General features: G+C 64.3%; 11 protein-coding genes. 4 read left to right on the top strand and 7 right to left on the bottom strand.

Going from position 1 to position 13,331, the window contains the following annotated elements; translation table 11 throughout:
* Positions 1–32: 32 nt before the first annotated feature.
* Together BM400_RS13525 and BM400_RS13520 are read right to left on the bottom strand one after the other, a co-directional pair.
* Entirely contained in the window at positions 33–410 is a 378-nt protein-coding gene (locus tag BM400_RS13525; RefSeq protein WP_089839653.1) for a hypothetical protein, read from the bottom strand.
* A gap of 85 nt (positions 411–495) precedes the next feature.
* A complete protein-coding gene (locus BM400_RS13520) occupies positions 496–1,377 on the bottom strand; it encodes an SCO family protein (RefSeq protein WP_245781865.1) in 882 nt (293 codons plus the stop codon).
* Between the two features lie 127 nt (positions 1,378–1,504).
* Here BM400_RS13520 and BM400_RS13515 point away from each other — a divergent pair, with 127 nt between their 5' ends.
* The 3 genes from BM400_RS13515 to BM400_RS13505 are packed head-to-tail and all read left to right on the top strand — an operon-like array spanning position 1,505 to position 9,028.
* On the top strand, positions 1,505–2,794 hold the full coding sequence (locus tag BM400_RS13515; RefSeq protein WP_245781864.1) for an MFS transporter: 1,290 nt from the start codon (positions 1,505–1,507) through the stop codon (positions 2,792–2,794).
* Positions 2,795–2,814: 20 nt separating this feature from the next.
* Positions 2,815–5,496, top strand: coding sequence for a PD-(D/E)XK nuclease family protein (locus tag BM400_RS13510; RefSeq protein ID WP_089839651.1), 2,682 nt, complete (start codon positions 2,815–2,817; stop codon positions 5,494–5,496).
* Positions 5,489–9,028: a UvrD-helicase domain-containing protein gene (locus BM400_RS13505; RefSeq protein WP_141223926.1), complete on the top strand. Its 3,540-nt coding sequence runs from the start codon at positions 5,489–5,491 to the stop codon at positions 9,026–9,028. The genes BM400_RS13510 and BM400_RS13505 overlap by 8 nt, the downstream gene beginning before the upstream one ends.
* A 69-nt stretch (positions 9,029–9,097) precedes the next feature.
* Here the strand turns inward: BM400_RS13505 and phoU are convergent, their stop codons facing one another.
* Genes phoU through BM400_RS13485 form a run of 5 tightly spaced genes read right to left on the bottom strand, consistent with a single transcriptional unit; the run spans position 9,098 to position 12,789 of the window.
* A complete protein-coding gene (gene phoU, locus BM400_RS13500; protein ID WP_089839649.1) occupies positions 9,098–9,760 on the bottom strand; it encodes a phosphate signaling complex protein PhoU in 663 nt (220 codons plus the stop codon).
* On the bottom strand, positions 9,760–10,518 hold the full coding sequence (pstB, locus tag BM400_RS13495; RefSeq protein ID WP_089839648.1) for a phosphate ABC transporter ATP-binding protein PstB: 759 nt from the start codon (positions 10,516–10,518) through the stop codon (positions 9,760–9,762). The genes phoU and pstB overlap by 1 nt, the downstream gene beginning before the upstream one ends.
* Complete coding sequence (locus tag BM400_RS22815; protein ID WP_281245502.1) at positions 10,509–10,637, bottom strand: hypothetical protein; 129 nt, start codon at positions 10,635–10,637, stop codon at positions 10,509–10,511. Before BM400_RS22815 ends, pstB begins: the two co-directional genes overlap by 10 nt.
* Entirely contained in the window at positions 10,634–12,028 is a 1,395-nt protein-coding gene (locus BM400_RS13490) for a sensor histidine kinase (RefSeq protein WP_089839647.1), read from the bottom strand. Before BM400_RS13490 ends, BM400_RS22815 begins: the two co-directional genes overlap by 4 nt.
* 23 nt (positions 12,029–12,051) lie before the next feature.
* Positions 12,052–12,789, bottom strand: coding sequence for a winged helix-turn-helix domain-containing protein (locus BM400_RS13485; RefSeq protein ID WP_089839646.1), 738 nt, complete (start codon positions 12,787–12,789; stop codon positions 12,052–12,054).
* A 172-nt stretch (positions 12,790–12,961) separates the two neighbouring features.
* On the opposite strand from BM400_RS13485, the gene BM400_RS13480 reads away from it, so the two are divergent.
* Positions 12,962–13,318, top strand: coding sequence for a response regulator transcription factor (locus BM400_RS13480; RefSeq protein ID WP_089839645.1), 357 nt, complete (start codon positions 12,962–12,964; stop codon positions 13,316–13,318).
* Positions 13,319–13,331 lie beyond the last annotated feature (13 nt).

Below are 13,331 nucleotides of genomic sequence, written 5' to 3'. Positions count from 1 at the left end.
AGTGTACGCCTTGCCCGCGCACACGGTCGTTTTTACGCCAGACGAGCCTTACGGGCCGCAATGAAGGACCGCACGCAAAGGACTGTGAAGATCAGGCACAGTACCGACATCGCGCACTTTTCCTGTACTGCGAGCGGAAGTTTGAAATACGCGCCCTGCAGCAGTTTGATCTCGTCATAGATGGACTTCGCAGTTCCGAGGAAACCCAGCAATCCGACGGTGACGGCGATATGCATCCAGAGCATGCGCTTCTTCGTGTTCTCGGTGTTGGCAAGGAAGCCGGAGACCGCGAGCACCAAACCGAAGTAGGCGGGGATGAGCGACGTAGGGTACTGTTGTCCGGTTCCAAGATAGGTTCCGAGACCAAGAGCGAGGAGCAGAACGCCAAAGACGATAGTCAGCTTGTACATGGAGATCAGGATACTTGATTGTCCCTCGGAACGTATGCCCTGCGTGGCCTCGCAAGCATAGGACCGGTCCAGCGGGAGCAGGCTTCTAAAGCTTTGCTGCGGCTTTGATATCGTTCAGCAGATCCGCCGGTTTCCAGTCGTTCGTGGGATACCAGGCCGCGACCTTGCCGTCCTTGCCGATCAGAATCGTCGACAACGAGTGCTGCAAACTGGTCGGATTGTCCCCGGGCGTGATGCCGACGTTGAAAAACTGCGTGATGGCGGGAAGCTCCTTGACCGGGGGGGCCGCAAAATCCCAGTGCTGGAACTGCTCCTTCGTGTACTTGCCCGTATAGGCGCCGCCATAGCTGCGCAGCACGGCGGGCGTGTCGTAGGTCGGGTCGAAGCTGATGCTGATCAGGTGCGTATCGCCATATAACGCCGGATCCGCAGCGAGTGACTGGTCGAGATCGGCGAAGTTCCGCGACATGCGCGGACAATAGTCGGCCAGCGGGCAGCGTGTGTAAATGAATGTAATCGCAACCACTTTGCCCTTGAACTGCGCAAGATGGATGGTCTTACCGGACTGGTTCAGCAGCGCGAAATCGGGGATCGTATCGCCCGCCGCCGGAACGTGATATTGCACCGCAGGCTTATAGTCGGGCCGTGCCTGCGCCGTCACGACGACCTGGTCGAGGCGGGGATGCCGGTAGCCGGAAGGATCGTCACCCCGTGTCGCATCCAGAACGAGGTGCGCGGCAATGCGGTCGCCCGGGTGGAACTCGCTGATCGTGTCGGGCTGCGCGAGCTTGTACGGCATGATCATCGCCTCCATGTAGCCGGGAATGGCCTCATGGTCGAGCGTTACCTCACCGGTCGCGGGGTCGGTCGCAACAATGCGTCCCTTCAGCGGGAAGGACTTCTGCGTAGCGGGCGCGGCGGGGCCGGACTTCCGGCATCCGGCGGCAAAGAGCGAAAGACTGAGCAAAACGACTGAGAGTAGACGGCGGTGCGAGGTCACGGTCGGATGAATCTCCTGGTACCTCTATGATAGTCGCGTCCGGCAGACTCGCGGCCGGGCGAGTTGGGCGGAGCGTGTTAGGCTGATTCCGAATGTGTCGTATGCGGGACACGCTGGCCTGGAGTTGACCGTGGTGCGGCAGCTACCAAGGACGATCTCGCAGTTCATCCCCTTGCCTGCCGTTCCGTTCCGTGCCACAGAATTGACGCATCACCCGATGACGCGCGGGACCACAGTCCGAACGACGAGCCTTCCGCTGATGCACGCCGCGCTTGCGCTGGCCGGTCTGGGCACTGCTCTGCTTGGGCCGATTCTGCCTCTTCTGGCCTCCCAATGGCACATGCTCGACTCCGATAGCGGTTTGCTCATGGCGGCCAAGTTCTGCGGAGCGTTCCTCGGTGGAGTCACCGTCTCGAAAAAACTGGAGCAGACGCTTCTGGTCGGGTTTCTCGCAGCGGCCCTGGGCTTCGGCGGATTCGCCGTTGCCCCCGGCTGGCACGCCGGTGCCCTGGGCCTGGCCTTCGGCGGGTTCGGCATCGGCCGCATCATCACCGCGACCAACATCCTGGCCGGAAGGCGCTTCACCGAGCATCGCGGTTCCGCACTCGCCGGACTCAACCTCTCCTTCACCATTGGGGCGATGCTCTCCGGTCTGGGCGCTGCATGGCTCTTGCCGCACTTCGCCCTGCGCGGCGTCCTACTCTGCTTCGCCGGAGCATTTGCGCTTGTGGGACTCTGGCTGCGGACCGAGACACGTGGTGAGAGCGAGGTCGTCGCGACCAACGGCTTCGAAGTGACGCCAGCCTTTAACGGACGCATCTTCGCCTACTTTGCCGCACTGCTGTTTCTCTACGGCGGCCTGGAGACCTGCCTCGCCGGTTGGATCACCACCTTCGCCCAGCGCTACGGTGACAAAACCGCCGGATCGTTTGCCTGGAGTGAGTACACCACGGCGCTTCTTTGGGTTTCGCTGTCGGTGGGCCGCGCCATCGCCTCACGCCTGATGCTGCGAGTGGGCGAGAAGACCGTGCAGCGCGCCGGTCTGGCGGCGACCACGGTCTGTGTCGCCGCGCTGACAGCCGCGCACGGCGGTATCAGCATCGCCGTCGTGGTGCTCCTTCTAGGCATGAGCCTGTCGCCTTTCTTCCCCGCAACCTTCGCCCTCCTGATGGCTGAAGGGCCCACAGCAGGCATGGCCGGAATGGTCATCGCCGCGTCCGGCCTGGGGGCGGCCAGCCTGCCCTGGCTCATGGGCGTCACCTCCACCCGGACCGGCTCGCTTGTCACCGCCCTGGGCATCCCCCTGGGGGCGGCAGCACTGATGTTGGCCTTGAGCTTCATCAGAGGCTCCCGAGCCCGCACTGCGGTCGCCTTGAAGGCGTAGAAACGGCGTATAAACGAAGTATGGTGGATGGATTGACCGGAGAGATTGCGGCGGCGCTGGAGCGTGGAACAACCGTCCTGACAGGCAACCAGCGAGCCGCACGCGAACTCCGCAGAGCCTGGGACACACGCAACCGCGACGCCGGTCTCACCCAGTGGTCCCCCGCACATGTGCTGGCCTGGACTTCCTGGACCGCAGGCCTCTGGCACGGGCTGATCCTCGAAGGCACCGCGCAGGCGATGCTCCTCAACCGCGCCCAGGAAGCCTCCCTATGGCGCAGCGTCATCGCCGGTGACGAGTCGCTCGCCACGCTCCGCAGCACCGAAGCCCTGGCAGGCATGGCGGCGAACGCATGGGCGGCACTTGCAAGGTTTCGCGGCCTTGGCAGACTGAAGGGCTCCGCCACGAACCGCGACACAGAGGCTTTTGCCGCATGGGCAGCGGCCTTTGACGAGCGCTGCCACACGGGACGGCTCCTTCCCGAAGCAGGACTTGAAGCATCCCTACGGAAAGCTCTGAAAGAAGGAACTTTACGCATCGCGAACGAGATCCTGCTGGTTGGCTTCGACCGCCTGGTTCCGGCCCAGGAGGCTCTGCTCGAGGCCATCGCCGACATCGGCGTCCGCATCGAGACCGCGGAGCAGCCGGACCTGCCGCAGGAGCGTTTTCTCTCCATCGCCGAAGACGAAGCCCAGGAGTTGAGACTCGCCGCACACTGGATCCGGCGCTACCTCGACGACCGCCCCGAAGCCCGCGTGGCCGTCGTCGTCCCCGGGCTGGCCGACGAACGAGCACGCATCGGACGCGTCTTCCGCGAGATCCTCGCGCCCGGATCCCAGGCCATCGGATTCGCCGTGGCCGGCCCCTTCGAGTTCTCGGCGGGCGAAGCACTCGTCGAGAGACCGATGATTGCAGCGGCGCTCGATCTGCTGGCGTGGGCGGAGGAAGCCCTCGACCTTGAGCGGGTAAGCCAGCTCCTTCTCTCGCCCTATGTGGCCACCGGTGCCGAGCAGCCTGCGCGTGCGGAGTTCGACGCCTTCGAGCTGCGCCGGGCGGCTGCGCTCCGTCCGGAGATCCGGCTGGACGGGCTGATCGCAAAGCTGGAAGCCTCCAAACGCCGTGAACGCCTCTCCCGAACACTGGCCGCGCTGCGTGGCTTGCGCTCCGTCGCCGAGCGCCGCCTCCCGGCAAACGCCCGCCGCCCCTATGGCGACTGGGCCGAGGCCATCCGCGAGATGCTGCAAGCCAGTGGATGGGGTCGTCGCGGCAGCGAGGATTCCGTTGAATTTCAGACTCGTGAGCGCTGGGAGAGCACCCTCGACGAGCTTGCCACCCTCGACTTCGAAGGTGGTCGCGTGCCCTACCGCGCAGCTCTCGATGCCTTGCGCAGCATCGTTACCAGCACCGTCTTTGCGCCCGAGGCTCAGGATGCCCCTGTCCAGGTCCTGGCCCCGGAAGAATCCGCTGGACAACGGTGCGACGCCATCTGGTTTCTCCGTGCCGGCGAGTTCACCTGGCCCACACCGGTCTCCGGCAGCCCATTCCTGAGCTGGCCTCTGCGCCGCGAGCTCAGCATGCCGGGTTCCCTGCCCGCAGACGATGCCGCCTTCGCCCGTTGGGTCACCGACCGCGTGGCTCGGTGCGCGGCAGAGACGGTCATCTTCAGCTACGCGCGCGAGCTTCCCGAGGAGAAACAGAAGGCGTCGGCAACGCTCACCGGCCTGCATCTGGAACCGCTCGAAGGCACAGGGGATGAGCCGGTCGAGGCCATCGTCGCGGTCGAGGAGATCGCAGACGACCTCCCCATCGCCACCCTGCCGGATCGCCCCGTTGCGGGCGGGGCGAGAGTCCTTCAATCGCAAGCCGCCTGCGGCTTCCGCGCCTTTGCGGAGCACCGCCTCTTCGCCTCGGGCATCGACACGCGGGCGCTCGGCATGGACGCACGCGAGCGCGGCATCGCGGTTCACCTCGTTCTGGAGCGTTTCTGGGAGCTCGTTCGCACCCAGGCCGCCCTGCGCGCCATGACTACCGAAGCCCGCCGCGCCACGCTGTCCCAGGCCATCGATGAGGCGCTCGACAGCCCTTCGGCACGTGTCGAGTCCGCGTGGGATGAGGCCTATCTCGAAACCCAGCGCCAACGCCTCATGAGCATCGGCATGGAGTGGCTCGCCATGGAGGCCAAGCGCACAGTTCCCTTCACCGTTGCGGAGCGCGAGCTGGCGAAAGAGGTGACGGTCGGCCCCCTGCGCCTCTCCCTGCGGGTCGACCGCGTCGACGAGATTGAGGGCGGCGCCGTCCTCATCGATTACAAAACCGGCGACGCCAAGCCCTCCGCATGGCTCTCCGACCGCCCCGACGAGCCGCAGCTCCCACTCTACGCGGTGCTTTCCGAGTCCGATGCTCTGCAAGCGGTCGCGTTCGGCCTCGTCCGTCCCGGCAAGGAGATGGCGCTCACCGGCTTCGAGTCGTCACCCGGCACCCTCACCAAACCCGCACGCGACTTCCTCGGCATGCCCGACCAGATCGCGCAGTGGCGACAAACCCTCACCACGCTTGCCGAAGAATTTGCAAGCGGCTCGGCACGCATCTCCCCCAAGATCTACCCCGTGACCTGCGCCTATTGCGAGCAACGGCTCATCTGCCGCGTCGACGGTGCCGCCCTCCTGGCCGTGGACGAAGAAGGCGAGGACGACCGTGGCTGACCTCCTTCTCTTCCCCGCCGGCCCACCCGATGCAGCGGCCCGCGATCAAGCCCTCGACACCCGCTCCTCCTTCGTCGTCGAGGCCCCTGCCGGCTCCGGTAAGACCGGCCTCCTCATCCAGCGCTACCTCAAGCTGCTCGGCGACGAGGGCGTCGACGCCCCCGAGCAGGTCCTCGCCATCACCTTCACCCGCAAGGCTACCGGAGAGCTTCGCGAGCGCGTCCTGGAACAGCTTGAAAAAGCGAGCCTCGATGCACCGCTCAAGGGCGAATTCGAGCGCCTCACCCGCCACCTCGCCCAGCGCGTGGTCGCCCGCGGCTGGTCCCTCAACGAGCATCCCCGGCGTCTCAAGATCCAGACCATCGACGCCGTCTGCGCCGAGATCGCCCGCGCCCTGCCCTTGCTCTCCGGTAGCGGTGGCCAGCTCTCCCCCGCCAACGACGCCACCACGATGTACCGCGATGCCGCACGCCGCACGCTGCTGCAACTGGGCGGCGAAGACATCGCCCTCGACGAAGCTCTCCGCACGATCCTGCTCCACCGCGATGGCAACCTCGCTGAATGCGAACGCCTCATCGCCGGCATGCTCGGAACCCGCGACCAGTGGGGCGAACTCGTCCCGCTCTCCGGCGAGCATCTCGAGGACGAATACCTCGAAGGAACCGTGCTGCCACGGCTCGAGCGGACACTCGACCTTGCCATCTGCCGCGCCCTCACCCAACTCGCCCGTACCCTTCCGGCCGGGGTATTGCGTGAACTCACCTCCGCCGCCGCCGAGCTCGGCTTCCTGGAGGGCTACAACGGAGGCGTCTCTCCCATCGCCCTTTGTGCCGGACGCCACGAGCCGCCCGGTGCGATGGCCGGGGACCTCGCCCACTGGCGAGCCCTCGCGCACCTCGTCGTCACGCCCTCCACCGGCACCTGGCGCAAGAGCTTTACCAAAAATATCGTCAAGTTCGAGACCGACAAGAAGCACCGAGAGCGCCTCGGCGAGCTCGTGGGTCTTCTCCACGACAACGACACCGCCCTCGCCGCCATGTGCCAGCTCGATAAGCTTCCCCCTGCGAAGTATCCGGAGGAGCAATGGGTCGTTGCGAAGGCCCTCTTCCGCGTACTCAGCCGCGCCCTCGTCGAGCTGCAACTCGTCTTCGCCGATGCCGGCGAGTGCGACTTCGCCGAGATTGCCCTCTCCGCCCGCACGGCCCTCGGACGCGACGGTGCCGCCGATGAGCTGACCGCGGCTCTCGGCATGGAGACACGACACCTCCTTGTTGATGAGATGCAGGACACCTCCACCAGCCAGTACGATCTGCTCGAGCGCCTGACCCAGGGCTGGGATGGACGCAGCCAGACCGTCTTTCTCGTCGGCGACCCCAAGCAGTCGATCTACCGCTTCCGCCAGGCCCGGGTCGAGCGCTTTATCCGCACCATGCACGAGGAGCGCCTCGGCGAATTGCCCCTCACCTGCCTGCGCCTCACTGCCAACTTCCGCTCGCAGGCCATCCTCGTCGAACAGTTCAACCGCGACTTTTCCCGACTTTTCCCACCAGCGTCCAACCCCGCGCATCCCGAGGAGGTTCCCTATGTCGAGGCCTCGGCGATCCGCGATGCAAGCCCCGGCCGCACTGTCCAGTGGCATACCGCGCTCATCGAAGGAGGCGACGAAGCCCCGCGAACAGCCCGTCTGCTGGAACGCGAGAACGCGCAGGATATCCGGCGGATCGCCATCGAGTGGATGGGGCGGGAACTCCCACCCGGACGCACGGAGCCCTGGAAGATCGCGGTTCTGGTGCGGTCGCGTCCGGCTCTGGTGGAGATCGTCGCGGCCTTCCGGAAGGATGATGGCGAAGGCGCTGTGCCCTTCCGCGCTGTCGAGATTGAGGAGCTCGGCGAGCGGCAGGAGGTCCTCGACCTGCTTGCGCTCACCCGAGCCCTGCTGCATCCAGCGGACCGCATCGCCTGGTTCGCGGTGCTGCACGCTCCGTGGTGCGGGCTGGGCCTTGCGGACCTTCACGCCATCGCAGGACACGACAATCCGACGCTGCGCGAGCGATGCGTCCTCGACCTCGTGCAGGAACAGGAAGAAGACCTCCCGATCAGTGAAGACGGCGAAGCTTGCCTGGCCCGCGTCTGGCCAATTCTCACGGCCGCGATGGCGCAACGCGGTCGCATGCCTCTCGCCGAGTGGGTGGAACGCACTTGGCGCACGCTCGGTGGCGACGCGTCGCTACAAGGCGAGACCCTCGCCAATGCCCTGCGCTATCTCAGCCTTCTCGACGAGTTGGAGGCGGGCGGCAGGCCGGTCGATCTGGCAACCATCGATCAGGCTATGACCAAGCTCTACGCCGAGCCCGCGGTCCACGCCGGAGCGGTCGATCTGATGACTATCCACAAGGCCAAGGGCCTCGAGTGGGATGCGGTTTTTGTACCAGCCCTCGAAAGACGCGGCAAGGTGGATGGCGGACGTCTGCTCGACTGGATGGAGGTCGACTCCGGCGACGCCGACGCGGCCCACTTCGTCCTCGCGCCTATCGCGGGACGGGGCGAAGATGCGAAGGAACTGAACCAGTGGATCCGGGGCGTTCACGCCACTCGCGAGGCAGCAGAGCGCAAGCGCCTGATGTATGTCGCCTGCACCCGCGCGCGGGAGGAGCTTCATCTCTTCGCCACGGCGGAGAGGACCGCAAAGGGCGAGCTTCGCCAGCCATCCGGATCACTCCTCAAGGCCGCATGGCCCATGGCCGAGGAACACTTCGCCGATATCGAGACCACGGCATTTGAGCTGCCGGAAGGGCTCGCACTGGCAGCCGGCGAGGAGATCGACAAACCACGGATGCTCTATCGCCTCCCCCTCAGCTTCAACCCGGCGGAGCGCTTTCAGGCTGCGCAACGGTTGCACGATGAGGCGTCTGTCCCTGCTGGAAGGACATCGTTCGAACGACCGGAAGGCTCGTTCGCTGCCCGCTCCTTCGGCAACGCAGTCCACGCGTTCCTGGAGTTGGCGGCAGCATGCGTTGCGAACGGCGCCTCCGCCGGAGAACTCCGCGCCGAACTGCCCGTCTGGCTCCCCCGTGCCACCGCCCTGCTGCGTGCCGATGGGCTCGCTCCTGCGGTGGTGGAGAGGCTTGCCCAAAGAGTCATCGACGCGCTTGCCACCACCCTCGCGGATGCCGATGGCCGCTGGCTTCTCGGCGCCGATGCTCCCCTCACGGAAGCCCAGACCGAGGTCGCGCTGACCGGATGGCAAGAGAAGTGGAGCAGCATCCGTATCGACCGGATGTTCCGCGCCGGAGCCACTCCCCACGAAGAAGGAGCAGATTGCCTCTGGATCGTCGACTACAAAACGACGACGCATGGATCAGACGGAATTGATGCCTTTCTCGCTGAAGAACGCCAGAAGTACAAGCCCCAGCTCGAGGCGTACGGGAGGATCCTTGGAAGATCCGTAGGAGCGATTCGGCTTGGGCTGTACTATCCCGCGCTCGGCAGGCTGGACTGGTGGACGCCGGAGCAGGAGCCGACAAACGGATGAAGCGGATAAGCTAGGCTTTTGCCTGTCGTTATCCGCCTTTCATCCTCTCAATCGAAGTTTCACCTTGCTTCAGGTCGCGCTACCCGCGTGCCGGACATCCGCTCCGCGCACCCAGAAGATGACATCTTCCGCGATGTTCGTCGCGTGATCCCCAACCCGCTCCAGGTTCCGCGCGATAATCAGCGCGTTCAGCGACTGTGGTGTCAGGTCGGGACGGTCGCGGATCAGGCCGCTCAGTTCCACGAAGGCGGCATCATTCATGGCGTCCACCTGATCGTCGAGCTGTAGAACGGTCTCGGCCAGATCGGCATCGGCCTCGATGAATGCCTGCAAGGCCTTGCGCACCATAGCCGATGCCAGCGAGGCCAGCCTCGGGATATCGACAGGAAGATCGATGTTGGCGAACGCTCCCATCTCGCGCACGCGTACCGCGATATTCACGGCCTGATCGCCCACCCGCTCGAGGTCCGCGTTGATACGGATCACCGAAAGAATGAAGCGCAGATCGACGGCCATCGGCTGCTCCATCGCCAGAAGATCGAGCGCAAGCTGATCGATCTCACGTTCCAGGCGGTTGATCGCGGGCTCGGAGCGGAAGACGAGCTCGCAGATGCTGAGATCGCGCGTGCGGTAAGCCTCGATGGAGCGCTGAATGGCCTGCTCGGCCATGCCGGCCATGACGAGCAGCTTCTCCCTGAGGTCGCCGAGGCTCTGGTGGAATTTAATGCGCATCAGCCAAACCTCCCTGTGATGTAGTCCTCCGTGCGCTTGTCGCTCGGATTGGTAAAGATCTTGTGGGTCGGGCTGAACTCGACCAATTTGCCACTCAGAAAAAACCCTGTGTTTTCAGCGACTCGCGCGGCTTGCTGCATGTTGTGGGTGACGATCACAATGGTGTATTGGGTCTTCAGTTCGAAGATGAGATCTTCGATCTTCGAGGTCGAAATCGGGTCGAGCGCCGAGGTCGGCTCATCCATCACCAGCACTTCGGGGTCGATGGCTAACGCACGCGCCATACAAAGGCGCTGCTGCTGACCGCCCGAAAGTGACGCTCCGGACTTCTTCTTCAAATCGTCCTTGACCTCGTCCCAAAGGGCCGACTGGCGCAGCGAACGCTCGACGACCTCGTCCAGCGCCTTGCGCCCGGGGCTGCCGCCCAGCTTCACGCCCGCCACGATGTTCTCGTAGATCGACATCGTCGGAAACGGGTTGGGCCGCTGGAAGACCATGCCGATGCGCCGGCGGATCGCCACGGGCGAAGCGTCTTTATACACGTCCATGTCCCCAATGCGGACGACGCCTTCAGCGCGCGCCCCAGCGACCGTCTCATGCATGCGGTTCAGGCAGCGTACAAACGTGGATTTGCCACATCCGGAGGGGCCGATCAGCGCCGTCGCATGATTCGCCGGGATGGGAAGATTGATGTCCTGCAGGGTATGGGTCTTGCCGTACCATGCGTTGAGATGTTCGACCTGAATGCCTACGCCCAAAACGTGTCTCCCGTAAATTGCGCGGTCTTTGAGCGATGAAACTCGATGTGGCCCCGCATGGCCACATGCTCGATGATACCAATCGCTGCGCCACCGGCGCGGTGCTGAGATTGGTTCATAGCTCCTCGTCCTCCACCGCCGGAAAGAGGGCGATGGGAAGCGTGAAGAGAAAAGTGCTTCCCTCGTTGAGGTTGCTCTCTGCCCAGATCGTGCCGCCTTGCGTCTGGATCATGTGGCGGGCGATGGCGAGCCCCAGGCCCGTGCCGCCGGACTCGCGCGAGCGAGCCTTATCCACCCGGTAAAAGCGTTCGAAGATACGCGTCAGATGCTCCGAGGCGATCCCCTGCCCAAAGTCGCGCACGCTGAACTCAACCGCGGCGACGGGCTCCTGCACCGTCCGTGCGCTGACGATGACGTGGGAACGGCCTCCGGACCGGGGCTGCCCGTACTTGATAGCATTTTCGATCAGGTTCGAGAGGACCTGGAGAACGGCATCATGGTCGGCGAAGACGTCGTCCTCGGTGAGCGAACCAATCTCGAGGGTGGCCTCATTCTCCTGCACCAGGCCGCTGACGCCTTGCACGGCATCGCGGACGAGCATGTCCGACCGCAGCGGCTGCGGGGTCAGGGGCGCCTCGGAGGATTCAACCCGTGCGAGCGCGAGTAAATCCTCGGTGAGGCGGTGCATGCGGTTCGCGTTCTTCAGGATCGTCGTGAGGAACGATCGCGCCGTCGTGCTCAGATTTTGTTCGTGATCGAGAAGCGTTTCGACATAGCCGCTGATGGAGGTGAGCGGTGTGCGAAGCTCGTGCGAGACGTTGGCGACGAAGTCCTGCTGGGTGCGCTCAACCTGCTCGATACGGGTGATATCGTGCAGCACCGCGACTGCGCCGCCGTTGGGCATCGGCGAGGTATTGACCTCGAAGATGCTTCCCGGCAACACGCTGGTGGCTCGCCGCTGTGAGATCGCCCTCTGTTCCAGCGCAATCTCGACCGTCTGCAGCACATCGGGATCGCGAATACTCTGCACCAGCGCATGACCGATCCTCAGCGGACTCGAGGGGCTGGCCGTGGCGTTCGACATCAAACGCTGCATCTTTTGATTCGACCAGAGAATGCGGCCTCCGGCATCGACAGCCACGACTGCGTCCTGCATGGAGTCGAGAAGAGCTTCGAGGTTGTGGCGACTCTCGGCCGAGGCCTCCAGCGCCTCCCGCACCTGCCCGGAGGCCAGGGCAAGCGACTGTGCGAGGAGGTCGAAGTCGGTAAAGGCGGGCGGCGGAAGGATCTTCGTACCATCGGCCTTAAGGATGCTCATCGCGGAGCGGCCGAGGGGCAGGATTGCGTCGCGCAGTGAGACGGATGTCCACCAGGCAAGCACTGCGGCGATGATGACTGCCAACACGTAGCTCGGCACCCCGCGCAAGCCCGGCGCATAGGTCTCCACGGCGGCAAACAAGGCCACCCCGAGCGTGATACGGATGAAGAGCGTGAGAAAGAGGCTGCGCATGGTTCCTGTTCTTTACCGATCTCTTAGACGGCTTCGGCCTGGAACTGCGGCGTCTTTGGGATCTCGAAACGGTAACCGGCGCCACGCATCGTCTTCAGGTAGCGCGGGGTCTCGGCGTCCTCCTCGATCTTCTCGCGGATGCGGCGCACGTACACGTCGACCGAGCGGGGCGTGACAAACCGGGCATCGCCCCAGACGGCATCGAGCAGATGATCACGGCTGAACACCCGTCCAGGGTGGCGCGCCAGGTAGTCCAGCAGACGAAACTCGGTCGCGGTGGTGGTAACGAGCTCGCCCTTCACGCGAAGCTGCATGGCGCTGGCATCGATCTCGATGGTCTCGAACTTGAGCAGCGACGGCGTGGTGGGACGCTCGAAACGGCGCAGGACAGCCTTCACGCGGGCGACTAACTCACGCGTAGCAAAGGGCTTGGTGATGTAGTCGTCGGCACCGAGCTCGAGACCCTGGACGCGATCGTTCTCGGCGGCGCGGGCCGTCAGGAAGATGATGGGAATGCTCGAAAGCGTCGGGTTCTGGCGTAGCCGACGGCAGAGATCGAGGCCGTCGCCTCCGGGAACCATGATGTCGAGCAGGAAAAGTGCCGGGGGATGGCGCTCGGCGTCCGAGAGAACCTGGCCGATGGCGAGGTAGGGGCGCACGGTGAACCCTGCGCCTTCAAGGTGGTACTGGACGAGGCGGGAGATATCGGCATCGTCTTCCAACACGACAACGGTCTGGTTTGGCTGGCTGGTCTGGTTCAAAACGTGTCCTCTGAGTCCTCTGGTGGGTAGCTTTTAGGCCTCCCGTCGCTAGGTTAGCTCAGAGGCCCGAATGTTAATGAGAACATCCGATGAATCATTTTTCACGGAGACGGGCAACCCGCCGGGATAGACTGAAAGCAAGCTAGTTACCCCTGTAGTTGGGAGTTCCTCCATGCCTCGCTTGATTCTCTGCGTCGATGACGAAGTGGTCGGACTACAGGTGAGAAAGATTATGCTTGAGCGCGCCGGTTACAAGGTATTAACAGCCCCGGATGGCCGAACGGGGCTTGAAGTCTTCAAAGCGGAGCCTGTGCAGGCCGTCATTCTGGACTACACGATGCCGGGCATGAACGGCGGCGAGGTCGCGAATCGCATGCGGCAGGCAAAACCGGAGGTTCCGATCCTGATGCTCTCGGCCAATATTGCGCTACCGCAGGATATTTCCGCGCTCGTGGACAGCTATGTGACGAAGGGTGAGTCGGCTCCGGTTCTGCTGGAGCGGCTGGGGACGATGCTGAGCGCGGGGTAATGCCCACGCTCCG

The sequence above is a fragment of the Granulicella pectinivorans genome (assembly GCF_900114625.1).
GTDB lineage: Bacteria > Acidobacteriota > Terriglobia > Terriglobales > Acidobacteriaceae > Edaphobacter > Edaphobacter pectinivorans.
Note: the sequence above shows the minus strand (reverse complement) of the source record. Positions and strands in the feature narration are given on the sequence as shown.